This window comes from Ruegeria sp. AH7 (assembly GCF_056541325.1).
Window position 1 is genome coordinate 107,689 of sequence record NZ_JBQFYF010000003.1, and the last position, 24,525, is coordinate 132,213.

29 protein-coding genes are annotated in these 24,525 nt (G+C 58.6%); 9 read left to right on the forward strand and 20 right to left on the reverse strand.

Annotation, left to right across the window (positions count from 1 at the left end):
• Nucleotides 1–27: 27 nt before the first annotated feature.
• Nucleotides 28–1,332 carry a lytic murein transglycosylase gene (locus ACR0JX_RS08745; protein ID WP_480543200.1) on the reverse strand — a complete coding sequence of 435 codons (1,305 nt, stop codon included), beginning with the start codon at nt 1,330–1,332 and terminating at the stop codon, nt 28–30.
• Nucleotides 1,333–1,422: 90 nt separating this feature from the next.
• The gene (locus ACR0JX_RS08750; protein ID WP_480543202.1) at nt 1,423–2,136 is read right to left on the reverse strand and encodes a helix-turn-helix transcriptional regulator; all 714 of its coding nucleotides are present in this window, start codon (nt 2,134–2,136) and stop codon (nt 1,423–1,425) included.
• A gap of 83 nt (nt 2,137–2,219) precedes the next feature.
• Here ACR0JX_RS08750 and ACR0JX_RS08755 point away from each other — a divergent pair, with 83 nt between their 5' ends.
• On the forward strand, nt 2,220–2,918 hold the full coding sequence (locus tag ACR0JX_RS08755) for a glutathione S-transferase family protein (protein ID WP_480543204.1): 699 nt from the start codon (nt 2,220–2,222) through the stop codon (nt 2,916–2,918).
• Nucleotides 2,915–3,301: a DUF1801 domain-containing protein gene (locus ACR0JX_RS08760; protein ID WP_480543206.1), complete on the forward strand. Its 387-nt coding sequence runs from the start codon at nt 2,915–2,917 to the stop codon at nt 3,299–3,301. Before ACR0JX_RS08755 ends, ACR0JX_RS08760 begins: the two co-directional genes overlap by 4 nt.
• On the opposite strand, the gene rnr is transcribed toward ACR0JX_RS08760, so the two are convergent.
• Genes rnr through dapE form a run of 3 tightly spaced genes read right to left on the reverse strand, consistent with a single transcriptional unit; the run spans nt 3,292 to nt 7,326 of the window.
• The gene (rnr, locus tag ACR0JX_RS08765; RefSeq protein ID WP_480543208.1) at nt 3,292–5,550 is read right to left on the reverse strand and encodes a ribonuclease R; all 2,259 of its coding nucleotides are present in this window, start codon (nt 5,548–5,550) and stop codon (nt 3,292–3,294) included. The two genes, ACR0JX_RS08760 and rnr, sit on opposite strands and share 10 nt — an antisense overlap.
• Before the next feature lie 57 nt (nt 5,551–5,607).
• A complete protein-coding gene (locus ACR0JX_RS08770; protein WP_480543210.1) occupies nt 5,608–6,183 on the reverse strand; it encodes a TIGR04282 family arsenosugar biosynthesis glycosyltransferase in 576 nt (191 codons plus the stop codon).
• 3 nt (nt 6,184–6,186) lie between these two features.
• The gene (gene dapE / locus ACR0JX_RS08775) at nt 6,187–7,326 is read right to left on the reverse strand and encodes a succinyl-diaminopimelate desuccinylase (RefSeq protein ID WP_480543212.1); all 1,140 of its coding nucleotides are present in this window, start codon (nt 7,324–7,326) and stop codon (nt 6,187–6,189) included.
• A 209-nt stretch (nt 7,327–7,535) separates the two neighbouring features.
• Here dapE and ACR0JX_RS08780 point away from each other — a divergent pair, with 209 nt between their 5' ends.
• Nucleotides 7,536–8,594 carry a transporter substrate-binding domain-containing protein gene (locus tag ACR0JX_RS08780; protein WP_170533554.1) on the forward strand — a complete coding sequence of 353 codons (1,059 nt, stop codon included), beginning with the start codon at nt 7,536–7,538 and terminating at the stop codon, nt 8,592–8,594.
• Here ACR0JX_RS08780 and ACR0JX_RS08785 read toward each other — a convergent pair.
• The 4 genes from ACR0JX_RS08785 to ACR0JX_RS08800 all read right to left on the reverse strand — a co-directional run bounded on the left by ACR0JX_RS08785 (nt 8,591) and on the right by ACR0JX_RS08800 (nt 11,573).
• Complete coding sequence (locus ACR0JX_RS08785; RefSeq protein WP_480543214.1) at nt 8,591–8,938, reverse strand: hypothetical protein; 348 nt, start codon at nt 8,936–8,938, stop codon at nt 8,591–8,593. The genes ACR0JX_RS08780 and ACR0JX_RS08785 overlap by 4 nt on opposite strands.
• Before the next feature lie 52 nt (nt 8,939–8,990).
• The gene (locus ACR0JX_RS08790; protein ID WP_480543216.1) at nt 8,991–9,617 is read right to left on the reverse strand and encodes a LysE family translocator; all 627 of its coding nucleotides are present in this window, start codon (nt 9,615–9,617) and stop codon (nt 8,991–8,993) included.
• 108 nt (nt 9,618–9,725) lie between these two features.
• A complete protein-coding gene (gene dapD, locus ACR0JX_RS08795) occupies nt 9,726–10,553 on the reverse strand; it encodes a 2,3,4,5-tetrahydropyridine-2,6-dicarboxylate N-succinyltransferase (protein WP_480543218.1) in 828 nt (275 codons plus the stop codon).
• A gap of 108 nt (nt 10,554–10,661) precedes the next feature.
• The gene (locus ACR0JX_RS08800) at nt 10,662–11,573 is read right to left on the reverse strand and encodes a threonine/serine dehydratase (RefSeq protein ID WP_480543220.1); all 912 of its coding nucleotides are present in this window, start codon (nt 11,571–11,573) and stop codon (nt 10,662–10,664) included.
• A 79-nt stretch (nt 11,574–11,652) separates the two neighbouring features.
• On the opposite strand from ACR0JX_RS08800, the gene ACR0JX_RS08805 reads away from it, so the two are divergent.
• Nucleotides 11,653–12,495: an LOG family protein gene (locus ACR0JX_RS08805; RefSeq protein WP_170533568.1), complete on the forward strand. Its 843-nt coding sequence runs from the start codon at nt 11,653–11,655 to the stop codon at nt 12,493–12,495.
• A 3-nt stretch (nt 12,496–12,498) separates the two neighbouring features.
• On the forward strand, nt 12,499–13,596 hold the full coding sequence (locus ACR0JX_RS08810) for a cystathionine gamma-lyase (protein ID WP_480543222.1): 1,098 nt from the start codon (nt 12,499–12,501) through the stop codon (nt 13,594–13,596).
• On the opposite strand, the gene ACR0JX_RS08815 is transcribed toward ACR0JX_RS08810, so the two are convergent.
• A complete protein-coding gene (locus ACR0JX_RS08815) occupies nt 13,597–13,980 on the reverse strand; it encodes a hypothetical protein (RefSeq protein WP_480543224.1) in 384 nt (127 codons plus the stop codon). It abuts the gene before it with no gap.
• A gap of 159 nt (nt 13,981–14,139) precedes the next feature.
• Here ACR0JX_RS08815 and ACR0JX_RS08820 point away from each other — a divergent pair, with 159 nt between their 5' ends.
• Both ACR0JX_RS08820 and ACR0JX_RS08825 read left to right on the forward strand, forming a co-directional pair.
• Entirely contained in the window at nt 14,140–15,060 is a 921-nt protein-coding gene (locus ACR0JX_RS08820; RefSeq protein ID WP_480543226.1) for a DnaJ C-terminal domain-containing protein, read from the forward strand.
• Nucleotides 15,057–15,395, forward strand: a complete 339-nt coding sequence (locus ACR0JX_RS08825) for a hypothetical protein (RefSeq protein WP_480543228.1) — start codon at nt 15,057–15,059, stop codon at nt 15,393–15,395. Before ACR0JX_RS08820 ends, ACR0JX_RS08825 begins: the two co-directional genes overlap by 4 nt.
• Nucleotides 15,396–15,403: 8 nt before the next feature.
• On the opposite strand, the gene ACR0JX_RS08830 is transcribed toward ACR0JX_RS08825, so the two are convergent.
• From ACR0JX_RS08830 to ACR0JX_RS08850, 5 genes are all read right to left on the reverse strand, one after another.
• On the reverse strand, nt 15,404–16,027 hold the full coding sequence (locus ACR0JX_RS08830) for a cytochrome P460 family protein (RefSeq protein WP_480543230.1): 624 nt from the start codon (nt 16,025–16,027) through the stop codon (nt 15,404–15,406).
• A gap of 189 nt (nt 16,028–16,216) precedes the next feature.
• On the reverse strand, nt 16,217–17,404 hold the full coding sequence (rlmN, locus tag ACR0JX_RS08835; protein ID WP_480543232.1) for a dual-specificity RNA methyltransferase RlmN: 1,188 nt from the start codon (nt 17,402–17,404) through the stop codon (nt 16,217–16,219).
• Nucleotides 17,405–17,497: 93 nt separating this feature from the next.
• On the reverse strand, nt 17,498–17,875 hold the full coding sequence (locus ACR0JX_RS08840; protein ID WP_480543234.1) for a lysozyme inhibitor LprI family protein: 378 nt from the start codon (nt 17,873–17,875) through the stop codon (nt 17,498–17,500).
• 132 nt (nt 17,876–18,007) lie between these two features.
• Nucleotides 18,008–18,175, reverse strand: a complete 168-nt coding sequence (locus ACR0JX_RS08845; RefSeq protein WP_170533589.1) for a hypothetical protein — start codon at nt 18,173–18,175, stop codon at nt 18,008–18,010.
• A 164-nt stretch (nt 18,176–18,339) separates the two neighbouring features.
• Complete coding sequence (locus tag ACR0JX_RS08850; protein ID WP_480500665.1) at nt 18,340–18,873, reverse strand: invasion associated locus B family protein; 534 nt, start codon at nt 18,871–18,873, stop codon at nt 18,340–18,342.
• A 182-nt stretch (nt 18,874–19,055) separates the two neighbouring features.
• Between ACR0JX_RS08850 and ACR0JX_RS08855 the strand changes: the two genes are divergently transcribed.
• Nucleotides 19,056–20,054 carry an asparaginase gene (locus tag ACR0JX_RS08855; RefSeq protein ID WP_480543236.1) on the forward strand — a complete coding sequence of 333 codons (999 nt, stop codon included), beginning with the start codon at nt 19,056–19,058 and terminating at the stop codon, nt 20,052–20,054.
• Between the two features lie 2 nt (nt 20,055–20,056).
• Here the strand turns inward: ACR0JX_RS08855 and ACR0JX_RS08860 are convergent, their stop codons facing one another.
• From ACR0JX_RS08860 to serB, 4 genes are read right to left on the reverse strand one after another with little or no spacing between them, the layout of a single operon-like run.
• Nucleotides 20,057–20,377 (reverse strand): YciI family protein, encoded by a 321-nt coding sequence (locus ACR0JX_RS08860; RefSeq protein ID WP_480543238.1) that lies wholly within the window; start codon nt 20,375–20,377, stop codon nt 20,057–20,059.
• A 22-nt stretch (nt 20,378–20,399) separates the two neighbouring features.
• Nucleotides 20,400–20,828: an SRPBCC family protein gene (locus tag ACR0JX_RS08865; RefSeq protein WP_480543240.1), complete on the reverse strand. Its 429-nt coding sequence runs from the start codon at nt 20,826–20,828 to the stop codon at nt 20,400–20,402.
• Entirely contained in the window at nt 20,816–21,145 is a 330-nt protein-coding gene (locus ACR0JX_RS08870) for an ArsR/SmtB family transcription factor (RefSeq protein ID WP_480543242.1), read from the reverse strand. Before ACR0JX_RS08870 ends, ACR0JX_RS08865 begins: the two co-directional genes overlap by 13 nt.
• Before the next feature lie 43 nt (nt 21,146–21,188).
• A complete protein-coding gene (gene serB, locus ACR0JX_RS08875) occupies nt 21,189–22,067 on the reverse strand; it encodes a phosphoserine phosphatase SerB (protein ID WP_480543244.1) in 879 nt (292 codons plus the stop codon).
• A gap of 157 nt (nt 22,068–22,224) precedes the next feature.
• Here serB and ACR0JX_RS08880 point away from each other — a divergent pair, with 157 nt between their 5' ends.
• A complete protein-coding gene (locus tag ACR0JX_RS08880; RefSeq protein WP_480543246.1) occupies nt 22,225–23,742 on the forward strand; it encodes a malonate--CoA ligase in 1,518 nt (505 codons plus the stop codon).
• On the opposite strand, the gene ACR0JX_RS08885 is transcribed toward ACR0JX_RS08880, so the two are convergent.
• Complete coding sequence (locus tag ACR0JX_RS08885) at nt 23,729–24,466, reverse strand: metallophosphoesterase family protein (RefSeq protein WP_480543248.1); 738 nt, start codon at nt 24,464–24,466, stop codon at nt 23,729–23,731. The genes ACR0JX_RS08880 and ACR0JX_RS08885 overlap by 14 nt on opposite strands.
• Between the last annotated feature and the right edge of the window lie 59 nt (nt 24,467–24,525).

The following is a 24,525-nucleotide window of genomic DNA, read 5'->3' on the forward strand; positions in this document are numbered from 1 at the left end:
CGCGGACCCCGCGACAACTAAAATCGTTCACCTCCCCACCCACCGCAACCGCTCTAACAGCTTCAACGTTGGGTACCCGTCCGGCACCAATCCCTGCGCCAATTGATAAGCCCGTACGGCGTTGATCGTGTTTGGTCCTGTCCGCCCATCGATGCCTTGCGTATCAAATCCAGCTTTGGTCAGTCGGGTTTGTAGTTCCTTCTTCTCGGTAAAGCTCAGCACCCGGTCGCCGCGTGGCCAAGGGGCCTGAAACGGTGCGCGACCGGCCAGACGGTCGGACAGGTGGCCGATCCCGATGACATAGGCATCTGCCCCGTTATAGCTCTCAATCACACTGAAATTATCGAAGATCATCAGCGCTACGCCCTGCCCGCCAGCGGGTAGAAGGATCGCGGCCTGCCCGTGATCGGCAACAGGTTTACCATCGCGTCCAACCACACCTAGTGTCGCCCACTCCGACGGCATCAAGGTGTAATCCCGTTTGGCCGTGGCATAGTCGAACCCCTCGGGCAGGCGCACTTCGACACCCCAAGGCTGCCCCTTGGTCCAGCCGTGCCGGGCCAGATAGGCCGCCGCCGAGGCCAGCGCGTCGGTTGGGTCGTCCGACCAGATATCGCGCCGCCCATCGCCGTCGAAATCAACCGCATGATCTAGGTACGAGGTCGGCATGAACTGCGTATGCCCCATCGCCCCAGCCCAACTGCCGATCATCCGGCCCGCACTGACATCGCCTGCCTGAATGATCTGTAAAGCCGCAATCAGCTGGGTTTCAAAGAAGGATGCGCGCCGCGCATCAAAGGCCAGTGTCGCCAAAGACCGGATCGTCGGGTTACTGCCCCGATAGGTACCGAACGATGTCTCTAACCCCCAGATCGCGGTTACGACCTCTTTCTCGACGCCGTATTGAGCCTCGATCCGCTTTAGGACCTTTTGGTGCCGATCCAGCGCCGCACGGCCATTTGCGATGCGTGTATCCGAGACGGCGCTGTCCAGATACTCCCAAATCGGCTTTGAGAATTCAGCTTGATTGCGATCCCGCTTGATAACGTCCAGATCATAGGACAGGTCCGCCAAGGCGTGGCCCAGCGTAGATTGCGAGATACCCTGATCCCGCGCCCGGTCCTCAAACGCCCCAAGCCAGGCCTGAAACCGGGCGTTTCCTGCCGAGGACGCTCGCACGACCTCAACCGTGGGTCGGGGCACCGGTCGCAGGGATGTTGTAACATCCGCCGAAGCCAATTGAATTTCGCCACCCACAGGCCGAATCTCGGGCCTGGGGGCGTCTTCTGCCGCTGACGCCTGCACGATGGATGCCCATAATGCGGCGGTCATTACGCCACCTATGCATTTATGCATTCCGATTTTTTTCCTGAGTACTGCTCAACTTCAAGGATAGTGCAAAATCGGCAATTCTCAAAGGTCTTAGGTGTTTTCATCCTGCTCATGTGCGGCACGCTTTGCACGAATCTGGGCAATAACATCGCGCAGCATTGGTATACGATTTGGACGAAAGCTTTGATCTGTCACCGACATTTCCCGCATGCGATCCAACCGAAAGACGCGGAAATCCTGCCTGAGATGGCACCAACTGAGCAAGACATTCGAGCGGTCCATGTAGACGATGCTCAAGGGGTCCACCCGCCTGCGGGTCTCATCTCCCTTGGCGTCGGTATATGCGAATTCGACTGTGCGTTCATCCCATGTGGCCTGCCGCAGATCGGCAACTTCGATGGTCGGCGCAGGGGGGCGGTTGAATCGCGTTGCAGCCAGCACCGCGTGACTCAGTCGGTGGGATTGGCGCGGCGGCAGCCGTCCTTGAAGTTTGCGCAGTGCCGCGCTGGCAGCGTCAGCCAGTGCAGGATCGCCGATCACCTGCACTTCGCGCAGTCCCAGAACCAGCGCCTCAAGCTCATCATCGGTAAATCCCAGCGGCGGCAGGGTTGCGTCTTCGATCAACGTGAACCCGAACCCGGCCTCACCATCAATAACCGCGCCAAGGCCGCGCAGCGCATCGATATCGCGGTGGATCGTACGGGGAGACACGCCGAGGTCGTCAGCCAATTGAACCGAAGTTTTCGGTGACGGGCCAGAGCGTAAGGCTTGCATCAATTGGAACAGGCGGGCGGTGCGGGACATATCGGATATTAGCTTACCCCTAATGTCAGAAAATGTCATCAGACGTGTTTAAGGTCCGGCCATCCCCAATGATGGAGCCCCTGATGCTGACTCTTCTCACTTACCCATCTGCTTTTGGCTTGTTCAGCGCCAGCCCGTTCTGCGTGAAAACCGCACTGATGCTGCAAAAATCCGGCCAGACCTGGCAACGGTCCGACATTCTGGACGCGCGTAAGATGCCCCATCAGAAGCTGCCTGTGCTACGTACGCCCGAGCGTTTGGTCCCGGACAGCGATCTGATCCGCGATTGGCTGGAACAGCAAGGGGCCGATTTCGACGCGGGCTTGTCGGATGTTGAAAAGGCGCAATCCCGCGCCTTGATCCGCATGGCCGAGGAACATCTCTATTTTCACATCGTCCTGGATCGCTGGGGCAATGATGAGGTCTGGCCCATCCTGCGCGAGATGTTCTTTAACGGCATTCCAGCCCTAATCCGCAAACCGGCCTCTAGTGCAATCCGCAAATCCGTTCTGAAAGGCATCAACGCTCAGGGCATCGGTCGCTTTTCCCTAAACGAACGTCTTGAGCGGGTCGAACGCGACCTTGAGGCGATCTCGGCCTATCTGTGGCAATCACCGTTTTTGCTGGGTGATCAGCCCACGGCGGCGGATATGAGCGTTGGTCCCATGCTGGCGGCAATGCGGGCAACACCCGTCGAAACACCGCTGACCCGGCGCATCAAACACGATAACCTGCTCAACACTTACGTAGACAGGATGGAACAGGCTGTGCCGCTGTCATGACCCAGATTGAAGACCCTGCCGTCGCCGCTGCCTTTGCGGCTTTGCCACCGGAAACCCGAGCCGGAGCGCTTGCGTTGCGCGATCTGATCTTTGAGACGGCCAACACCCTGCCCAATGCTCAACCGCTGCAAGAGGCGCTGCGCTGGGGTCAGCCCGCCTATCTGGCCCCCAAAGGCTCAACCATTCGGTTGGGTGGACATAAGTCCGCGCCATTTGCCCTGTTCGTACACTGCCAAAGCCGTTTGATGGGGGACTTCACGACCGCCTTTCCCGATGAGGATCGGATTGAAGGCAACAGGGCGGTGCTGTTCGACGATGTGGATCAGATCGACGCCACCCGCCATGGCTGGTTGATCGCGCGGGCGTTAACCTATCATCTCTGACGACGCTTACGTTCGACCTTGCGCTTGATTTTATCCTTCTTGCGCTTAGTGCTGACCGCCTTGCGCCGCACGCCCCGTTTGGTGGGGCCGCGCCCGCGCGGTAAGGCCTGATCGTCGATGGACAGCAGTTCCAGCTCCAGCCCACCTGTCACCGGGGTTGCCTCGGTCAGGCGCACGGTGACGCGCTGGCCGATGGCGATGATCAACCCGGTATCCGACCCCATCAGGGTTCCGGCCTCGCGGTCGAAATGAAAGAACTCACGCCCCAGGGACCGCACGGGCACCAGACCATCGGCCCCGGTTTCGTCCATTTTGACAAAGGCTCCGAACCGGGCGATGCCGCTGATCCGGCCCGTGAACTCATTGCCCACGCGTTCGCTGAGATAGGCCGCCAGATAGCGGTCGGTCGTGTCGCGTTCAGCCATCATCGAGCGACGCTCAGTGTCCGAAATATGCGTTGCGGTTTCATCAAGTCGGGCGATTTCCTCCTCGGTCAGACCGTCATCACCCCAACCGTGGCCCGTGATCAGCGCGCGGTGAACAATCAGGTCAGCATAGCGACGAATGGGCGAGGTGAAATGCGCGTAGTTTCGCAGCGCCAGACCAAAATGTCCGAAATTCTCGGGGTTGTAATAGGCCTGCGCCATCGACCGCAGGGTGGTCAGGTTGATCAATTCCGCATCTTCGGTACCCGCAGCCGCATTCAGCAGGGCATTCAGATGACGGGTTTGCAAAACCTGACCCTTGGCCAGGTTCAAGCCAGCGGCTTGCGCCGTTTCACGCAAGCTCTCCAGCTTTTCAGGTGCGGGTTCCTCGTGGACGCGGAATAGCAAGGGCCGACGTTTCGCAATCAGTGTTTCAGCCGCCGCGACATTGGCAAGGATCATGAACTCTTCGATCAGCTTATGTGCATTCAAGCGGTCGCGGAACGCCACGCTGGTCACCTCACCCGTGTCGGACAGGACGATCTTACGCTCCGGCAGGTCCAGCTCCAGCGGCTGGCGCGCGGCCCGCGCGGTTTTCAGCGCCGCATAGGCGGCGTAAAGCGGTTTCAGTACCGTCTCTAGCAGCGGTCCGGTGCGGTCGTTGGGGGTGCCGTCGATGGCCTCCTGCACCTCGGCATAATGCAGCGACGCTGCCGAGCGCATCAGACCGCGCACGAAGCGATGCCCGATCTTGTTGCCTTCGGCGTCGATCTGCATCCGCACGGCGATACAAGCACGCGGGACACCTTCGTGCAGGGAACACAGATCACCGGACAGGCGATCCGGCAGCATCGGCACCACTCGGTCGGGGAAATAGCTGGAATTGCCCCGCTTGCGCGCCTCGCGGTCCAGCGCGGTACCCGGCTGAACATAGGCGGCAACATCAGCTATGGCGACCCAGATCACATGACCGCCGGGGTTCTTGGGATCGTCATCGGCATGGGCATAGCAGGCGTCATCATGGTCGCGCGCATCCGAGGGGTCGATGGTCAGAAGCGGCATGTCCCGTAAGTCTTCGCGGCCCTTTAGACCAACGGGTTTGGCCTTATCCGCCTCATCAATAACCTTATCGGGGAAATCATCCGGGATACCGTGCTGGTGAATGGCAATCAGCGAGACAGCCTTGGGGGCGGTCGGATCGCCCAGACGTTCAACGATACGCGCACGGGGCAGCCCCATACGGGTCTTGGGTCCGGCCTGTTCGGCCTCGACCAGTTCGCCATCCTTGGCCCCATGCACCGCGCCTTCGGGCACCAACCATTCCGTCGAACTGGCTTTGTCGATGGGCACGATCCGCCCGCCCTCGGCCCCTTTGCGATAGATACCTACGATCTTGCGCGGGTTGGTTCCGATACGGCGGATCAGGCGGGCTTCGTAATTGTGGTCTTCTTCCTGCACCACGGTCAGGCGCGCCAGAATGCGGTCGCCTTCCCCCAGCGCCGGATCGCTGGCGCGGGTGATCAGCAAGACGATGGGCTCGACCCCGTCGCCATGCCATTCCAAGGGCCGCGCAAACAGATCGCCATCTTCATTCGGGGCCTTCACTTGCAAAACGCTGACCGGCGGCAGACGATCCGGGTCACGATAGTTGCGCTTGCGCTTTTCCAGATGCCCCTCGGCCTCAAGCTCCTTAAGGATGCGCTTCAGATCGATCCGATCCGCGCCCTTAATGCCGAAGGCCTTGGCGATATCGCGTTTCGAGGTCAGGGTGGGGTTCGCTGAGATCCAGTCGAGGACCTCCTGCTTGGTGGGAATGCGACTCATGTCTTTGGCCTAGCACGCGCATGCAACCGCGTCATGACCAAAAAGTGTCCCTTCGGCTCAGCCGTGCAAATCAGCGACGGTATCCACATCACGCAGTTCGTTCAACAGGGCGATACGACAGCCGGGAACCGACGCCAACGTATCGGCCAGCGCATGTTCTGTCGACCAGCGCACATCCCGAAACAAGCCGAAGGGCAACGCGCCATAGCGTTGCGCACCGACCAGCCAATAGCCGCCATCAGGGGCCGGGCCGAACACCATCTGCGAACGACCCAATGCCTTGAACGCGTCCGCGATATGATGGCGCGTGATACCAGGAATATCCGCCCCAATTAGGCAAACCGGCCCTTTGGGCATCCCGCGCAGCATCCGCCCCATTCGATCGCCCAGATCACCCCGCCCCTGCTCTGCGCGTGGCAGATCGGCGGGCCAGATCCGACTGGTCAGCCCTTCTGCGTCAGGGGAAACCGCCAACACAATCTGCCAACGCGGATCGCGCAGCCGCCGGATCAGCGACCGGGTCTGGTGCCGGAACCACCATGCAGCACCTACCATACCGATATCGCGCCCCAGTCGGGTTTTGACGCGGCCCGGACGAGGCTCTTTGACCATGATGACCAGAGTGCGCTGCATCGGTCAGGCGAAATAGTCCGTCAGAATACGCGTATAAATCGTCTTCAGTTGCTCGATCTGGGCCACCTCGACGCATTCATCGACCTGATGCATGGTGCGACCGACAAGGCCGAACTCGACCACCGGGCAGTGGTTCTTGACGAACCGCGCGTCCGAGGTACCGCCAGTTGTGGACAGGTCTGGCTGCACGCCCGTCTCGGTCTCGACCGCCCGCGCCACCAGATCGGACAGAGGGCCCGGCGGGGTCAAAAAGCTCTCGCCCGAGATTTTGATTTTCGTTTCGACCCCAACATCAAACTCTTCGGCCACCTGCGCCGCCTCGGCCTTGAGCCATTCGCTCAGGCCCGCGCCGGAATGCGTTTCGTTGAAGCGGATATTGACCGTGCCGCTGCATTGCGCCGGGATGACATTTGTTGCGGAGTTCCCTGCGTCGATGGTGACCACGGCCAGCGTGGACGCATCGAAATGATCGGTACCCCGATCCAACTCATGACTGGCCAGACGGTCCATCAGCCTTGCCATGGCTGGCAATGGATTTTTGGCCCGATGCGGATAGGCTGAATGCCCTTGAACCCCCGTCACGGTGAACCATGCAGTCATCGACCCGCGCCGGCCGATTTTCATCATCTCGCCCATCCGGTTCGGGCATGTGGGTTCACCAACCAGGCACACGCTCATCTTTTCGCCAAGCTGATCCATATGATCAAGCAGGGCAGTTGTACCATCCAACGCGTCAGCTTCTTCGTCGCCCGTAATGGTCAGGATAATCGCCCCTTCGGGTGGGGTGTCGCGAACGAAATCAATCGCCGCAGCCGCAAAGGCGGCAACACCCGACTTCATATCTGTCGCGCCGCGCCCATACATCACCCCATCATGAACCTCGGCCCCGAAGGGTGGTTTGGTCCAGGCCGCCTTATCCCCCACAGGCACCACATCCGTATGGCCGTTGAACCCAAATGTCCGCGCGTGCCCCTTGGGCCCCCAACGGGCGAACAGGTTACTGATGCCACCGCGATCCACCCGAGTACATTCGAACCCTGCCTCCGTTAGGATGTCCTGCAGCAGAACAAGCGCTCCGCCCTCATCAGGTGTGACCGATGGGCAACGGATCAGGTCTGCCGTCAGTTGAACTGCATCGGTCATATGTGGGCCTCTCTGTTGGTCTTGCGCTCAGGTTCGTGCACAGATTCAACGAATTGACCGGATTGCCAAGGCCAATCCACAAAATTTATCTCCCTGAACAGGCAAAGTATCAGCCTGAGAGTGCAACAAAACATATCGATTTACCCAGCGGCCACCTTGCCCACGCATATACATTCGCGTTACAGGGCCGCGAAACGGGTGACTTGACCATGAAGCGCGCATTCTACGCATTGATCAGCCTGACTTTCGCCGTTCTCGCACAGCAAAGCCTGGCACAAACGCTAAATGTCACGACAGTGACACGCCCGCCGTTTTCCTATGTCGAGGACGGTGCCGAAACCGGATTCTCGATGGACTTGCTGGGGGCTCTTTCTGAGGCCTTGGGATGGGAATACTCTGTCCAGCGCGTGGACTCATTTGCCGAGATGCTGGGCGCGGTCGAGGACGGATCGGCCGATTTAGCCATCGCCAATATCTCGATCACGGCATCGCGCGAAACACAGATGGATTTTAGCCAGCCGATTTTTGAGGCGGGCTTGCAGATCATGGTGCCATCGGATGCGGTGCGCAGACCGTCGCTGTTGCAGGCGCTGCTGTCCACCGAATTGTTTCTAGCCATTGGCTTGGCCTTCGCCATCCTTTTGGGCGGCGGCATGCTGATGTGGGGGTTCGAACGACGTGCGCAGCCCTATTTCGACCGCAAGCTCAACGAGGCATGGTTCCCATCCTTCTGGTGGGCGCTGAATCTGGTCGTAAATGGCGGTTTTGAAGAACGGATGCCCCGCACGCCATTTGGCCGCATTCTGGGCGTGGTGCTCGTGGTATCCTCGCTGTTCATTGTATCGGTCTTCACCGCCCGCATCACCAGTGTCATGACGGTGGATGCGATCACCGGCAATGTAAACTCGGTGAATGATCTCTATGGCAAGAATGTCGGCACCATTACAGGTTCAACTGCGGCCAGCTTCCTGGACCGGCGCGAAATCGAATATGCGGGCTATCCGGGGCTCGATCAGATGCTTGAGGCATTTAAAGCCGAAGATCTGGACGCTGTCGTGTTCGACGCGCCTATCCTGTCCTACTTCGCGGCGCATGAGGGGCGCAGGATCGCGACGATGACGGGTAGCATCTTCCTGCGAGAAAACTATGGCATTGCCTTCCCGACCGGCTCGCCACTGGTGGAAGAGGTCAATCAGGCGCTGCTGTCCCTGCGTGAGGACGGGACCTATGACGAGTTACACCGCAAATGGTTCGGATCGCAGAACTAAGAGGCTGAGGTTTCGTCTTTAAAAAACGGAGTCATCTGCGCCACGATTACCGCGTTCTCGTCCAACGCCCGCTGCATCAGAGTGCGTTCATCCGCATCGATGTCATGGCCTTGCGCCTCACGCTCAGCCAACGTGCCGTAACCGGTGACATCCAAAGGCGCGGTATCCGCCTGCTTTAAGATCGCCACGGTCTCGCGCACGGCCTCGGCCTCATCCACGCCACTGGCATAACAGATCAACGCCGCACCCGTTGCCCCGTCGGGCAAACCATCTCCATCCTTCCGTCCGATCTGAACAAGTAGGGTATAGACTTGCTGGCGCGAGGGTTTTTTCTGCTTTTCCATGGCACGGGCCTTAGCCCTGCGGCCTGAATTGGTCAAGCTTAGGGTCCGGCCCCTAGCGCTCGGCCGTGGCCAGTTTGAGGGCCAGCGCAACAAAGATCACGCCCGAAACGCGGTTCATCCACAGCTGAACAGAAGGCGAACCCCTCAGCCAGCTACCCAACGTACCGGCAGCCAGGGCCACGGCCCCAAACACCACAACCGTCGCCAGGAACATCAGTGCGCCCAGTTGATAGAACTGCCCGATCAGCGATCCGTTCAGCGGATCAACAAATTGCGGTAGGAAGGCCAGCATGAAAATCGTCACCTTCGGATTGGCGATGTTCATGATCAACCCACGCAGATAGAGCTTGCGCGTCGGGATCTCCGGCGCATCACCGCCGACAAGCGCAGTCCCTGCTGCAGTAAACGCCTTCCACGCCAGATAGACCAGATAAGCCGCACCGGCGTATTTCAACGCCGCAAAGGCGGTTTGTGAAGTTTGGAAGATGACGGCCACGCCCAAAGCCGCTGCGGTGGTGTGCACGATAAGCCCAGTGGCCAGTCCCAGCGTCACAACCAACCCTGACATCCGACCGTAAAGCGCCGATTGCGTCATCACAAAGATGTTGTCTGGCCCCGGAACAGCAGCCAGCGCAATTGCGGCCCCCATGAACAAGATGGCTATATCAATGGGGATCATGGGTCTTCCTCTTCTTGTGCAGCAGCGCCCGGTATAGCAGCATGATGTTCTTACAAAAAAGGCCGCGGAGCCTATCCACGGCCTTTTGTCGTTCAAGCTACGTTTGGTTCAGTCACGCAGCAGATCATTGATCCCGGTTTTCGAACGGGTTTTCTCGTCCACACGTTTCACGATCACCGCGCAATAGAGGTTCACGTTGTTCTTGGACGGCATCGATCCGGCGACAACCACCGAATAAGGCGGAACCTCGCCATAGGTGACCTCGCCGGTTTCGCGGTCAACAATCTTGGTCGACTTGCCGATAAACACGCCCATCCCCAGAACCGAGCCTTCGCGGACGATGCAGCCCTCGACAACTTCGGAACGCGCGCCGATAAAGCAGTTGTCCTCGATGATGGTCGGACCCGCCTGCATCGGCTCCAGCACACCGCCAATACCAACGCCGCCGGACAGGTGTACATTCTTGCCGATCTGCGCGCAGGAGCCGACGGTGGCCCATGTGTCAACCATGGTACCTTCGTCCACATAGGCACCCAGGTTCACGAAGGACGGCATCAGAACGACACCCGGTGCGATGAAGGCAGATTTGCGGACAACGCAGTTCGGAACCGCGCGGAAGCCAGCGGCTTTCCACTGGTTGTCACCCCAACCTGCGAACTTGCTGTCGACCTTGTCCCACCAGCCGCCACCTTGCGGGCCGCCGGTCTGCATTTCCATGTCCTTGATGCGAAAGCCCAGCAGGACCGCTTTCTTGGCCCATTGATTCACATGCCAGTCACCGCTCTCCTGCTTCTCGGCAACCCGCAATGACCCGCTGTCCAGCGCGTTCAGGGTATCCTCGATGGCTTCGCGCTGCTCACCCGTGGTTGCGGGTGTGATCGTATCGCGCGCCTCCCAGGCGGCCTCGATGGCGGCTTCCAATTGCGCGTTGGACATTGGGCGTCTCCCTACAGAATCTGTTAGTGTTGGTTTGGCCTATACGCAAGTGACACTCATGGCGCAATGCGACGAACGCGGTTCCGTTTACGTCTGGGCAACGATCATTCACCCGGCAAGTGGATCGGGGGCGATATTCCCACCGCAGATCAGGACCGCGACACGCTCACCCGGTTCGGGCTGATAGGCCCCCGAGGTCAGCGCCGCCAGCGCTGCGGCCCCTGCGGGTTCCACCAGAATTCGATGCGCCTGCCAAAGCATCTGCTGCGCTTCTGCAATGGCTTCATCACTCACCAGAACCGAGCTCATACCCTGCGCCAGATCAAAGCAAATCTGGCCAATCCGCCGGGCACCCAACGCATTCGCTGCAATGCCGGACACGGACACATCCACAGGCTCACCCGCCTTCAGCGCCGCATTCAAGGCGCAAGAGGTCTCGGGTTCGACCGCCACAACCTTGCGCGCGCCGTCAAACCACGCCAGAGCGCCCGCAATCAGACCACCGCCACCAACCGCAACTAGAACAGTATCGGCTTCCAGCCCCTGAGCGTCCCACTCGGCAAAGCACGTCCCCTGCCCAGCCACCGTTGCGGGCGCGTCATAGGCATGAATCTGCATCGCGCCGGTAGCTTGTTCATGCGCCTGCGCGGCCGTCAGCGCGTTGGCATACTCACCCGAGACAACGCTCAGGTCCGCACCGGTTTGCTTGATCAATGCGATTTTGGACGGCCCCGCAAGCTCGGGCACAAAAATCTTGGCCGGGTAGCCCAGCGCCTGCGCCGCATAGGCGGCGGCTGCGCCATGGTTGCCACCGGATGCCGCGACCACACCGGCCTCAGGCACGTCGGAACTGATCAGAGTATTGAACGCCCCTCGCGCCTTGAAACTGCCGGTATGCTGCATCTGCTCCAGCTTCAGTTCGATGGGATAGCCCGGTATCTTGCTGGTCATCACGGGTGTGACCTGCGTATAGCCCGAAATGCGATGCTGGGCGGCCAATATTTCGCTCTTCCAATTCATTCTTGTCTTTCCGTGACTGGCGCTCTGTCCGCGAACCCTATAGCTGTTTGAAAAACACGCAAGCAGGGATCGATCACCCATGAGAGAAGACCGTCACAGCCCGTTCCGCGACGCACAAACAGATCGCTCGACCGCGCGCGAGGTGCCGGATACGCCGCAGACCCGCTCGCCTGCCTATCGCCTTGCGTTTGCCGACGAAGAATTCCTGTGCCGGGATGAGCTGCGCCCGGTGCGTCTGCAGTTGGAGCTGCTCAAGCCCGAGATGATCATGAGCGAGCGTGAGATCACCTCGACTATCGTCATGTTCGGCGGCGCGCGTATTCCAGAGCCGTCGCAAAAGCACACTGCACGGACCGAAACGCTGGCAGGTCTATCTCAATACTACGATGAAGCCCGCGAATTCGCGCGACTTATGACCGAAAAATCCAACGAGACCGGTGGACGTGAAAACGTGATCGTCACCGGCGGTGGCCCCGGCGTCATGGAGGCCGGGAACCGCGGCGCGCAAGATGCAAATGGCTGCTCCATCGGGTTGAACATCGTGCTGCCGCACGAACAGGCACCAAACCTGTACGTGACACCCGATCTTAGTTTCAACTTCCATTACTTCGCCATCCGCAAGATGCATTTCCTGATGCGCGCCCGCGCCATCACCATCTTCCCCGGTGGTTTCGGCACAATGGATGAACTGTTCGAATCCCTGACCCTGATCCAGACAGGCCGGATGGAGCGTGTGCCCTTCCTGCTGTTTGGTCGTGAGTTCTGGGAGAAAGTCATCAACTGGGCGGCACTGGCCGATGCGGGCACGATCTCGGACGAAGACCTTGACCTGTTCCGTTTTGTCGATACTGCGCAAGAAGCGGTCGATATCATCGAGAATTGGGAACCCGCCCCGCCCCGCGACGCCATTCCGGGGCGCTGAACCATGGCCCCCAAGATCGGAAAGATGCTGCACCTGCGTGGCAATTCCTTGAACGAAGGTGAACCGGTCGCCCTGCCGCTGACCCAAAGCAGCATGTACCACCTGCCGGGCGCAACGGATGGTCTGGCCACTTATGGCCGCGTCGACAATCCGACATGGGTGCAGCTGGAACATATGCTGTCACATCTTGAAGACGCGCCGAGCCTCAGCTTTCCATCGGGTATGGCGGCGATCTCAGCAGCGTTGTTTGCCACGGTTCAGGCCGGATCACGCCTGCTGATCCCGTCGGACGGGTACTATGTCACGCGCTTGCTGTCGGATCGATTCCTCTCGCGTCTCGGGGTCGAGGTTGAGGAACGCGCAACAACGTCCTTTGCCGAGGGTGGTTTCGAGGGGTTTGACGTGGTGTTCGTCGAAAGCCCGTCGAACCCCGGTCTGGATATGATCGATCTGGCCGACGTTGCTGAACAAGTGCGCACCGCCGGAGGGGTAACAATTTCAGATAACACAACCCTGACACCGCTGGGCCAGCGCCCGCTGGATCTGGGGATTGATGTCGTGGTGTCCTCCGACACCAAGGCAATGGGCGGACATTCAGATTTGCTGATGGGTCATGTCGCCAGCCGCAACGAGCAGATCATGGAACGGGTCGAGGAATGGCGACGCGTCTCAGGCGCGATCCCCGGCCCGCATGAGGCGTGGTTGCTACATCGCGGGCTGGAAACACTGGACGTGCGCTACGACCGAATGTGCAGTACAGCGCAGGTGCTGGCCGAACAGCTGGCTACCCATTCCGCTGTCATGCAAGTGCGCTATCCGGGGCTGCCTGGCGATCCGGCGCATGTGCTTGCGCAGGCTCAGACGAAACGGTTCGGATTTCTGTTGTCCCTGACGCTGGACAATGAGGACATAGCAGAGGCGTTTATTAACGGATGCCCTTTGTTGCGCCCTGCGACATCCTTTGGCGGCGTCCACAGCTCGGCCGAGCGTCGCGCCCGCTGGGGCGATGATGTTGACCCCGGTTTCATCCGCCTGTCTGTTGGATGTGAACCTGTTGAGGAACTATGGCAAGCCATCGAGGCCAGCCTGAACGCACTGTAGCTACTTCTTCGGCGCACGCAGTTCAGGGAACACATAGATCGGCAGAACAATACTGCCGATCAAAGCGCCCAACCAAACCAGCAGCGTTGCTGCCAACAGATTTGCCACCCCTCCGATAACAAGTCCGGCTGTGATCCATTCGGTCACCAGCAGACCCACAAAAGTCACGATCAGGGCGATCCCACCTTTGAGTGCAGGCGCTTTCTTTTCTCCGATCTTCAGGATCAAAGGCTCTGCGATCACTTGAACAACGGTGAAGACAATCACCACGACCACAAAGGACAAAGGTTTGATCGCAAAACCGGTCAGCAGCAGTACGGCCAATATCAACCCGATTGCGTTCCCGGCCAGCAAGGCCAAAGCGGATTTGAATCTGCGTGACATGCGGGGCCTCCGTCAAAGAACATCTGAGATCATGTAGATACTACCAGACCCGCCGGATTTTACGAAGCAATTCAATTGCCTCTTCCTTTCGGCCGGTTGAAATCGCATGATAAAACACATTCATAAAGATCAGACCGACCCACATCCGCGAGAGGTGAGATGAGCGACGATCCCTATTCCGTCCTTGGCGTAGCCAAAGACGCCAGTGCTGCCGATATCAAGAAAGCTTATCGGCGCATCGCAAAAGAATGCCATCCGGATCTGAAACCCGGTGATGCCGAGGCTGAGGCAAAGTTCAAAGCCGCCGCCGCTGCTTACGATCTGCTGAAAGACCCTGAAACCCGTGCCCGTTATGACAATGGCGAGATCGACGCCTCCGGTCAGGAACGCCCGCAACAGCAATACTATCGTGCTTATGCCGAGGCCGCCGGAAACCCTTATCGCGGGCGGCAGGCGGACCCGGATGATATGTCAGACATCTTCGCTGAATTCATGCGTGGCCGCAGTGGGTTTGGCAGTCAGCGCGCGCAGGAATTCCACGCGCCGGGTCACAACCTGAACTACTCGCTGCAGATCAGCTTTCTGGATGCTGTGTTTGGCGCCAGCCAGAAACTGACCCTGCCCGACGGCAACCGGATCGAGGTCAAGATACCGGCGGGCATCACCACGGGCCAGACCATCCGGCTGCGAGGCAAGGGCGCTCCGGGCTATGGCGAGGGGCCGGCGGGCGACGCGCTGGTCACGATCTCTGTCTCGGACCATCCGGTGTTCGACCGCCAGGGCAACAACATCCACATCACCCTGCCCATCAGCATTGATGAGGCCATTCTGGGCGGCAAAGTCCGCGCGCCCTCGATCGACGGCGGCGTCAACGTCACCGTTCCGGCGGGAACCAGCAGCGGCAAAACCTTGCGCCTGCGGGGCAAGGGGGTCAAAAAACGCGGCTCATCTGAACGCGGGGATCAACTGATCGAACTCACCATCGCCCTGCCCGACCAGATCGACAACGACCTCAAGCAATTCATGGAAACATGGCGCGACGCTCATCGCTATGATCCTCGGAAAGGAATGCCGTCATGACCCTGACCGAAGAGGAACTGATCGCCACCATCACCCGCCTGACCTCGGATCGTCTGACCGAATATCTGGCCGCCGAGATCGTGATCCCCGAGCAATCGGATCAAGGGGTCGTCTATCACAGCATCGACGTCGCCCGGCTGGAACTGGCCTGCGAGCTGCATGAGCAATACGATATGGAGGCGGATGCCCTGTCGATGATGATCTCTCTGATCGATCAGATGCACGGGTTGCGAGCCGAACTGCGCGAGGTTCTGAATGCTGTCGAAGCACAACCCGAACCCGTTCGCCAACAGTTGATCGAAGTGGTCGGTACCGCCCGGTTCCAGCGTAGATGAGTTGAGCGCTATTCGGCTTTGACCTGATACTCTTCGGGCACGAAGAATGTGTAGTCACGCTCAGCCACCTGTTCGTGACATTCGTGGCAATAAACAACCTGATTGGGGCGTGATCCTGTGGTGTCTCCATAAAGCGAACCGTCAGGCAGCACCATGATGTAACGCCAATCAGCCGTTGCAGGGTTGGTGCCCTGCGGTAGCTTCTCCATCACGAACATCGCACCCGGAAAGATCTTACCCTCATCGGTGACCGTCATACTGTCCTTGGCCAGAACCGACCCTGCGGGCAGCAGGTCTCCGTCCTGCATGGTTCCATAGTTATGGGCCATGCGATTGGCGTAGCTGTTCACATATCGCTGCCCGTGGGTCGCGGAAACATAAGGCGCGTCATTGAAAAGCGCCCAGTTTTGATAGTTCCGGATCAGGTCAAGTTGAGCCCCGGCATACCCGCGTGCCAGACGTCGGCTAAGCGATTGATAAATCTCTTCGGCCTCGTCTTTGCTGAGCTCGGCGGGGTTCTCGATTGTGATGTGTGCCTCGCGGTCATCTGCCTTGACGGCTCCGATATGGAAAAGAAGCGAGAATGAAGCGACGAGTATTGTTTTGAAACTATTTTGGAAAATCGTGCTCATGGTATTGGCCCATCTGAAAACAGTTTGTCTGCGTGCAATCCACGCGCAGGTCGTCGTCAAAGACTTAGCATATGGCTCGCACGGACCCATTCCTCTCACACTCTTGTGCACAAAGGTGAGCCCGACCTGAACCGAACAGGCCAAATATAACAAATTTTGAGTTCAGAAAACAGGCGCTGGCAGTGTCGCTCAGCCGTTCAGCCCAGCCTCGGCCTCAATCTGCTTGCGCGACTTGCGGGCGCGTTCGGTGGCCGATTTCAGCTGGCCACAGGCGGCCATAATGTCCTCTCCGCGTGTTTTACGGATCGGTGAGGCATAGCCTGCCTGATAGATGATGTTCGCAAAGGCCCGGATACGGTTGTTCGAGCTGCGTTTGTACGGCGCGCCGGGCCATTCGTTGAACGGGATCAGGTTGATCTTAGCCGGGATATTGTGGCGCTTGATGTGCTCGATCAGGCGATGCGCATCCTCATCGCTGTCATTGACGCCATCCAGCATCACATATTCGAAGGTGATCCGCTCGGAATTCGAAGCGTTGGGATAGCTCGCGAGCGCTTGCAGCAACTCCTCGATATTCCAGCGCTTGTTGATGGGGACCAGTACGTCGCGGGTCTCATCCGTGGTGGCATGGAATGAGATCGCCAGCAGGCAGCCGATTTCTTCGGCAGTCCGTGCGATTTCAGGCACCACGCCAGACGTGGACAGGGTGATCCGGCGGCGCGACAGCGAAATGCCTTCTGGGTCCATGGCGATCTTCATCGCATCACGGACGTTTTCGAAGTTATAAAGCGGCTCGCCCATGCCCATCAGAACAATGTTCGACAGCAGCCGCGTTTCGTCCTTAGGGGCACCGGGGGTTGGCCATTCCTCAAGATCATCGCGAGCCATCATCACCTGACCAACAATTTCCGCCGCTGTCAGGTTGCGCACCAGTTTCTGTGTCCCGGTATGACAGAAAGAACAGGTCAGCGTGCAACCCACCTGAGACGAGATACACAAAGTGCCGCGATCTTCTTCGGGGATGTAAACAACCTCAACCTCGTGGCCGCCTGCAATGCGGCACAGATACTTGCGAGTTCCATCTTCCGAGATCTGACGGGTAACAACTTCGGGGATCTCGATAACGAAATTCTCAGCCAACTGTGCGCGATAGGCTTTGGCCAGATTTGTCATCTCGGCAAAGTCCCGCACACCCCATTGGTAAATCCACTGCCAGATCTGCCCGGTGCGCATTTTGGCCTGTTTTTCAGGCGTGCCATGTTCAATCAGCACCTCACGCAGGCGATCACGCGACAGACCCACCAGATTCACTTTCCCCTCAGGCAGTTTGCGGGGAATGGTCATAACGTCTTGCGTGATCGGCGCTTTGGGCGACATGCTGGTACCTTTTGGGGCGTATCTATGCAGAATCTGGCTTGGGATGCGCCTCTATATAGGAATGCGTGCAAAGATCAAAAGGAATCGTACCAATCAATTTGCCAAGCGCAAAAGTTCATCAACACGTGCACGACCCAATATCACCCGGCACGATGTAATTGCGATACCCGTACCTGATCCACCACCGAATGAAGCGCCTACGGCATCGCAATGCGCGTCCCTATACCTTGCCCATGCAGTTTGGGCAGTTTCCAGAGCAGGCTTTGCTTCAACACGCCCTGTGACCTCGTCTAATTCACGGGCGGCCTCTGCAGCCAGTTCATAACTTATCTCAAGCGCAACGTTGACCCTGTCTTCCATCTCCGCAACACAGGATCCGATTTCAACCTGTGAACTCGCGCTGGAACACTCCAGTGTCGGGTCAGCAATCGCGACAGTAGGAAAAAGCAGGGCAACAAAAACAAAACGCATAACCACCTCTCCGATCTGTTCATAACGGACGAGGTCAGGTTAACATGTTTTTTTGAAAGCCTTCGATTGAATTCGACCGCAGCAAAGGCGTTGCTGCGGTCAGTCGTTTAGCTGGAGAATATCGGTGCAGTGTCAGACACCTGAGGGTGGAACAAGGCAGTCTGCTGCATCCAGCTTTTTCACCGGATCATCTGGACCACATTCTTCACCGGTAACTGGATAGGTTTCTTCGTTGTTTTCACAGGCCGTCAACAGAACCCCACACACCATCATCAACGCGACCAGAGACTTGTTCATCATATCTTTCACTCCTTCGTTTCTCTTGAACCGATTAGTTCAGATTCTGAAGGCCGCGACATTGATACGGATCAAATTCAAAGCTGACATCGCGTAAAGACACCGACGGATCGCCATAACGACAAAGCCCCGCCAGATGACGGGGCCTTACCCGCACGAGCGTAACCTTAGTTGGTACAGCGAGTTTCGGCGTCTTCAATGGCCGCCGTGAAGCCCAGCAGCGAAAACGTGTCTTTGGTCTGCGTTCCACGCTCGGACCGTGCGGTCAGCACCGCCTCGGTCCCGCGTTTCATGGCGGTGACGATCTTGGCGTCATCGGCGGCTGTTGCCGGCCAAGCCCATTCGCCTTCAGTGAACAGCTCAAACTCACTGCCATCCACATTCAGGTTCACGGTCGAGCCCGATGCGAACGGATAGCCACCGGTAAAGGTGACCTGACCTTTGACCTCGGCATTGGGGCGATAGAACACGAACAACAGGATATCGCTGCGCCGAACCGAAACAACGCGGCCGCCGCGCGTATTCACGGTTTCCTTCGGGGCGGAAACGCTCCAACATTCGGTAGGATCATCTTCGACAAAAACGCTCCAATCGGTTTTTGCCGCTACGCGATTTGTGCTTGTCGCTTGTTGAGCGATTGCAGTTGTGGCCATCCCCGCCACACACAGGCCCGCGATCACGCGGACGAGCATTGATCCCATTTGTCCAGCCTCCTAGCTCGACCTTTTACCTCATACCCACCGGAATGCCCCGCGAACCCTGCCGGTTCGTCTTTACGAAAGTTGCGCATTCCGATGATTGCCGACATACACACACTAACGCAGGTTTCGCCACAGGCGAAAGGGCGATTGGCAGAATTTTGCGCAAAAAACCGGAGGTCCCGATGACGCAGCCTATCCCGATGACAGAACTGTGGCGCGGTCCTTTGCTGGAAAGCTTGCATCTGGGCCACGCTGTCATCTGCGACGATACCGGCCAGATTGTGCAAAGCTGGGGGGACCCGAACGCGGTGATCTATCCGCGCTCATCCGCCAAGATGATTCAAGCACTTCCCTTGATCACGTCGGGTGCGGCGGCAAAATACGGGCTGAGTTCCGAGCATCTGGCGTTGGCCTGCGCGTCACACAACGGGGCTGCCATTCACACGGATCGCGTGACCGCCTGGCTGGATCATCTGGGACTGTCAGAGCCCGATTTGCGCTGCGGCCCGCAGGAACCGGCGGACAAGGCCGCACGCGACCGGCTGATATTGGCCGACGATACACCCTGTCAGATACACAACAATTGTTCGGGCAAACACTGCGGGTTTCTGACCTTGGCACAGCATATGGGGGCCGGGCCGGAATATCTTGAAATCGATCATCCCGTTCAGCAGGCCAGCCTGGCTGCATTCGAAGAAACCACAGGGGAAACCAGCCCCGGCTATGGGATTGACGGCTGCTCGGCGCCGAATTTTGCCACATCGCTGGTGGGTCTTGCCCGTTCCATGGCTTGGTTTGCATCCGCTGCTGATCACTCGGATCGGTCCAGCGATGCCGCGCAGAAGCTGACGGCGGCCATGATCCAGCATCCGGACCTGGTAGCGGGTGAGACGCGTGCCTGCACCGAGCTGATGCGCGCCATGAATGGCCGCGCCGCGATCAAAACCGGGGCCGAGGCCGTGTTTGTGGCCATCATCCCCGAGAAAAGGATGGGCGTGGCCCTGAAGATAGCCGATGGCACAACCCGCGCCAGTGAATGCGCGATTGCAGCCATTCTTGTCAGTCTTGGCGTGCTGGAGGCCGATCACCCGGCCACCCGCATGTTCATGAATGCCACGCAATACAGCCGCCGAGGGCTGGAATGCGGCGTGATCCGGCCTGCACCGGGTTTTCCCGGTTAGGCCTAGGCCTCGAATTCGTGGATCTCAGCCACCTCGACCGAGCCGGTGCCACTGACGACCATGGGGCAGCCCTTGGCCATTTCATTCGCCGCCTCGACCGTGTCGGCCATAACGACGCTAAATCCCGACGCGGGATTTGCACCACCATCCTCGGCAACGCCTGACGCGCTGACAGTATAGGACTGCCCGACCGGGTTGCCTGGTATCTTGACCGCCGGTCCCATGTCCTGAAACCAGGCGCCCCATGCAGCCATGGTGGCGTCGATTTCGGCCTGAGATTGCGGCGCAGCACCGCCGTGGTAGACAAACAAATATTGGGGCATATCGCTCCTCCCTGATGAAACCCTATTTGCACTGCGCCTCAAGTTTGCGCAGCGACGATGTCCAGCCTTTGGTATGGTTTGCGGCGGCCTCGGCATCAGCCAGTTCGCGGTGATCCAGAACCAGCCGTGATCCGGTACCAGAGGCGGTGACGGAGAAGGTCACATGGCTTTCGGCCCCGCGCTGATCCTGATCGTCATGCCAGCCCCAGGTGAACCCGACCGAGTTTGGGGGATCGACATGGGTAACATGGCCCGAGACCTTGTATTGCTGCCCCTCGGCATTCTGCATCACCGAATACCAGGGCCCGGTACGCGAGAAATCCAGATTGTGCTCGGGCACATGCATTCCCTCGGGGCCCCACCACTGCAACAGCTTCGCCCCGTCCGAGACCCACGCGAACAGAGTTTCGGGGTCAACGGGAAACTCCCGTTCGAGTTTCAGGTCGGCCATGAGGTTTCCCTTTCCAAAATGTCGCCCAAACGATCCAGGCTGTTCTCCCAGAACTGCCGTTTCGAGATTGTCCAATCCGCAATCGCTCGCAGGCCTTCGGGTCTCACCGAATACAGACGCTGCGTGCCCTGCACCCGTTGTTGGATCAGCCCGGCCTCGCGCAGAACTTTCAAATGGCGTGAGATTGCGGCCCCCGACATGCCTTTGCCGTCGATCAGATCACCGGCAGGCAATTCCCCATCGGCCATCAACTGCTCGACAATCGAGAACCGCGTGGCGTCGGACAAAGCGGAAAAGGCGGTCAGAAGCGTGTTCATGACCATTATTTAACATATCTGTTAAATAAAAGAAAGCTCAGTTCTACGAATCGGCAAACTCTGCGCGCGAATAGCCCTGCAGGTACAGCAGCGCCGTCAGATCCCCATGATTGATCCGCACCTCGCACTCTGCTGCGACCGAGGGTTTGGCGTGGAGCGCCACACCTGTTCCGGCGCGATGCAACATGCCCAGATCATTCGCCCCATCACCCACGGCAAGAACATCCGATTCCGCGATGCCCAAATGCGCAGTGATCCGCTCCAGCGATTCAACCTTGGCCTCGCGCCCCAGGATCGGGCGCTGAACCTCTCCTGTCAGTTTGCCATCCGCGGCCAGAAGCGTGTTGGCCCGGTTTTCGTCAAACCCGATCAACTCGGCCACACGCGTGGTAAAGGCCGTGAACCCGCCCGAAACGAGCGCAGCATAGCCGCCATTTTCACGCATGGTTGCAACCAGGGCATGCCCACCGGGCATCAAGGTGATCCTTGTGTTCAAGACCTGATCAATCACCGCCTCGTCCAGACCTTTCAGCAGGCCAACCCGTTCAATCAGGGCGCCTTCGAAATCCAGTTCACCATTCATGGCCCGCGCGGTGATGTCTTTGACCCGTTCGCCGACACCGGCTTCGTCGGCCAGTTCATCAATGCATTCCTGCTGGATCATGGTGCTGTCCATGTCAGCCAGCAGCATCTTCTTGCGCCGCCCTTCTGCGTGTTGGACGACAAGATCCACGCCCATGGCCTGCAAGTCAGCCCAGACTTCCCATTGATTGTCGGGGCGGGCTGGAAGACCAAATTCAGCCGCTTCATCGGGGCTGAGCCAGATAATATCTTCGCCGCCCCACGCGTTTCGCAAAGAGTCGACCAGCGCAGTATCCAGCGCAGGCGCAGCGGGGTTGGTCAGCAAAGTGGCAACAAACATCTCAGGTCTCCGGCAAACTGCCTTGCGCATATCGCAGGTGCAGCATTTTCGCCAGAGTTGGATGGGCCTTCGCCCTGGAAATATCTGGGAATCGGGTCTTGTCCGCCTTGGATTTCCGGGTCAGGTTCAGGGCGCAGCGCATCGAAGGGACTAAACAATGACCAACCCGCTTTATGATCGTTTGTTCGGCATCCATGCGGGGAAAGAGACGTCATTTCTGCACCTGCCCGATGGCCACACCATCACACATGCCGCATTCCTGAACATGGCCGCACAAATCGCCAATGCGCTGACGGCGCTTGGGCTGAAACCGGGTGACAGGGTTGCGGTTCAGGTTGAAAAGTCACCGCAGATGCTGGCGCTCTATGCCGCCTGCGCGCAGGCCGGGCTGATCTTCCTGCCGCTGAACACCGCATATAAAACGGCAGAGCTAACCTATTTCATCGAAAACAGTGGCGCGTCTCTAGTGGTCTGCGATACAGCCGATGAGGCTGAACTGACCCCTATCGCCCAAGCCCAGAATGCAAGGATGGAAACACTGAACGGTGATGGCAGCGGCAGTCTGATGCGCAACGCACAGACTATGCCAACCCATTTCGATACAGTGAGCCGGGCTGAGGATGATCTGGCCGCGTTCCTTTACACCTCGGGCACCACAGGACGGTCCAAGGGGGCCATGCTGACCCAGAGAAACCTGCTGTCGAATGCAGAAACGCTGGTGCGGGAGTGGCAGTTCACCCGCGACGATGTGCTGTTGCACGCGCTGCCGATCTTCCACACCCACGGGTTGTTTGTGGCAACAAATGTGATCCTCTCCTCAGGTGGGTCAATGATTTTTCTGCCGAAATTTGATTTGGATGAGATGCTGCGCCTGATGCCGCAGGCAACGTCGATGATGGGCGTGCCGACGTTCTACACCCGCTTGCTGGGAGATGATCGATTCAATGGCGATCTGACCAGCCTTATGCGGCTGTTCATCTCGGGCTCAGCCCCTCTTCTGGCGGAAACCCATGAGCAGTTCGAGGCCCTCACAGGTCATCGCATTCTGGAACGCTATGGCATGACCGAGACCAATATGAACACCTCGAACCCTTATGACGGCGAACGCCGCGCGGGGACGGTCGGGTTTCCCCTACCGGAGGTCGAGTTGAAAGTGACCGATCCGGACAGCGGCGAGACCCTGCCGCAGGGTGAGATCGGCATGATCGAAGTGCGCGGCCCGAACGTGTTCAGCGGCTACTGGCAGATGCCTGAAAAAACCGCAGCCGAACTGCGCGAAGACGGGTTCTTCATCACCGGCGATCTGGGGCGGGTGGATGAGGATGGCTATGTCCATATCGTCGGGCGCGGCAAAGACCTGATCATCTCGGGCGGGTTCAACATCTATCCAAAAGAGCTTGAACTGCTGCTGGACGACCAGCCCGGCGTGCTGGAAAGTGCTGTGATCGGCGTACCGCACCCGGATTTCGGCGAGACGGTTTTGGGCATCATCGTGCCTTTGCCCGGCCAGTCGCCGGACCTGACCGCAATCATGGCCTCGGTTCAGAACGACCTCGCCCGGTTCAAACACCCGCGCGAGCTGATCCTGATGGACACCCTGCCGCGCAATACGATGGGCAAGGTGCAGAAAAACGCCTTGCGGGAACACTTCAAGGACAGGTTCAGCCAAAGATAGGTTTCAGAGGTACGCGTCCGTTTTGAGTCAGTAGCCAACACTGACGACCTTCGAACACCGCAACGGCTAGAGACCGACCATAACCCGCACCTGCATCCAGATTGATCCGGTTGCCGCAATGCTCGGCTGCATCAACCGGTGTATGACCATGTACGACCAGCCAAGGGTGAGGTTCGGTTTCCATCAGAAATTCTCGCCGTATCCAGACCAAATCATCCTCGGATTGTTGTTCGAGTGAAATGCCTGGGCGGATGCCTGCGTGGACGAACAGCAGTTCACCTTCCTGATGGTACAGCGGCAAGGTATTGATGAAATCAATATGCGCGGGCGGGACCGCCACGCGAGCACGTTCATTGACCTGAAAGATGCGGTCATTATCGACGACTTCAACACCGTAGGAGGCCAACGTTTCTCGTCCGCCTAAACGCGGGTGCAACCAACTGAGCGTGATCGGCAGATGTTTGTCTGCGATCTCGCAATCCTGCACGAAACGGGCAAACATGCGGTCGTGGTTTCCCTTGACCATGATCCAGTTCCGACCCGCGCGTTGTCCGTCGATCAATAGGTCGAGCACAGCTTTGCTGTCAGGGCCGCGATCGACATAGTCACCGAGGAACACAACCCTTGCATCAGGCCCGCCATCTGCCTCAATGCGGGAAAGTGCTAACTGCAACATGCCCAACTGCCCGTGAATGTCACCAATGGCGTAGATCGGGGAAGTCATAGAAAACCCTTGTATAAACGAATACCCTGCGAGCTCTCTATAATTGAGAGCCTGTTAAA

Coding starts and splice junctions, on each gene's coding strand:
- ACR0JX_RS08745 (WP_480543200.1), bottom strand. CDS start 1,332: ATGACCGCCGCATTATGGGCATCCATCGTGCAGGCGTCAGCGGCAGAA.
- ACR0JX_RS08750 (WP_480543202.1), bottom strand. CDS start 2,136: ATGTCCCGCACCGCCCGCCTGTTCCAATTGATGCAAGCCTTACGCTCT.
- ACR0JX_RS08755 (WP_480543204.1), top strand. CDS start 2,220: ATGCTGACTCTTCTCACTTACCCATCTGCTTTTGGCTTGTTCAGCGCC.
- ACR0JX_RS08760 (WP_480543206.1), top strand. CDS start 2,915: ATGACCCAGATTGAAGACCCTGCCGTCGCCGCTGCCTTTGCGGCTTTG.
- rnr (WP_480543208.1), bottom strand. CDS start 5,550: ATGAGTCGCATTCCCACCAAGCAGGAGGTCCTCGACTGGATCTCAGCG.
- ACR0JX_RS08770 (WP_480543210.1), bottom strand. CDS start 6,183: ATGCAGCGCACTCTGGTCATCATGGTCAAAGAGCCTCGTCCGGGCCGC.
- dapE (WP_480543212.1), bottom strand. CDS start 7,326: ATGACCGATGCAGTTCAACTGACGGCAGACCTGATCCGTTGCCCATCG.
- ACR0JX_RS08780 (WP_170533554.1), top strand. CDS start 7,536: ATGAAGCGCGCATTCTACGCATTGATCAGCCTGACTTTCGCCGTTCTC.
- ACR0JX_RS08785 (WP_480543214.1), bottom strand. CDS start 8,938: ATGGAAAAGCAGAAAAAACCCTCGCGCCAGCAAGTCTATACCCTACTT.
- ACR0JX_RS08790 (WP_480543216.1), bottom strand. CDS start 9,617: ATGATCCCCATTGATATAGCCATCTTGTTCATGGGGGCCGCAATTGCG.
- dapD (WP_480543218.1), bottom strand. CDS start 10,553: ATGTCCAACGCGCAATTGGAAGCCGCCATCGAGGCCGCCTGGGAGGCG.
- ACR0JX_RS08800 (WP_480543220.1), bottom strand. CDS start 11,573: ATGAATTGGAAGAGCGAAATATTGGCCGCCCAGCATCGCATTTCGGGC.
- ACR0JX_RS08805 (WP_170533568.1), top strand. CDS start 11,653: ATGAGAGAAGACCGTCACAGCCCGTTCCGCGACGCACAAACAGATCGC.
- ACR0JX_RS08810 (WP_480543222.1), top strand. CDS start 12,499: ATGGCCCCCAAGATCGGAAAGATGCTGCACCTGCGTGGCAATTCCTTG.
- ACR0JX_RS08815 (WP_480543224.1), bottom strand. CDS start 13,980: ATGTCACGCAGATTCAAATCCGCTTTGGCCTTGCTGGCCGGGAACGCA.
- ACR0JX_RS08820 (WP_480543226.1), top strand. CDS start 14,140: ATGAGCGACGATCCCTATTCCGTCCTTGGCGTAGCCAAAGACGCCAGT.
- ACR0JX_RS08825 (WP_480543228.1), top strand. CDS start 15,057: ATGACCCTGACCGAAGAGGAACTGATCGCCACCATCACCCGCCTGACC.
- ACR0JX_RS08830 (WP_480543230.1), bottom strand. CDS start 16,027: ATGAGCACGATTTTCCAAAATAGTTTCAAAACAATACTCGTCGCTTCA.
- rlmN (WP_480543232.1), bottom strand. CDS start 17,404: ATGTCGCCCAAAGCGCCGATCACGCAAGACGTTATGACCATTCCCCGC.
- ACR0JX_RS08840 (WP_480543234.1), bottom strand. CDS start 17,875: ATGCGTTTTGTTTTTGTTGCCCTGCTTTTTCCTACTGTCGCGATTGCT.
- ACR0JX_RS08845 (WP_170533589.1), bottom strand. CDS start 18,175: ATGATGAACAAGTCTCTGGTCGCGTTGATGATGGTGTGTGGGGTTCTG.
- ACR0JX_RS08850 (WP_480500665.1), bottom strand. CDS start 18,873: ATGGGATCAATGCTCGTCCGCGTGATCGCGGGCCTGTGTGTGGCGGGG.
- ACR0JX_RS08855 (WP_480543236.1), top strand. CDS start 19,056: ATGACGCAGCCTATCCCGATGACAGAACTGTGGCGCGGTCCTTTGCTG.
- ACR0JX_RS08860 (WP_480543238.1), bottom strand. CDS start 20,377: ATGCCCCAATATTTGTTTGTCTACCACGGCGGTGCTGCGCCGCAATCT.
- ACR0JX_RS08865 (WP_480543240.1), bottom strand. CDS start 20,828: ATGGCCGACCTGAAACTCGAACGGGAGTTTCCCGTTGACCCCGAAACT.
- ACR0JX_RS08870 (WP_480543242.1), bottom strand. CDS start 21,145: ATGAACACGCTTCTGACCGCCTTTTCCGCTTTGTCCGACGCCACGCGG.
- serB (WP_480543244.1), bottom strand. CDS start 22,067: ATGTTTGTTGCCACTTTGCTGACCAACCCCGCTGCGCCTGCGCTGGAT.
- ACR0JX_RS08880 (WP_480543246.1), top strand. CDS start 22,225: ATGACCAACCCGCTTTATGATCGTTTGTTCGGCATCCATGCGGGGAAA.
- ACR0JX_RS08885 (WP_480543248.1), bottom strand. CDS start 24,466: ATGACTTCCCCGATCTACGCCATTGGTGACATTCACGGGCAGTTGGGC.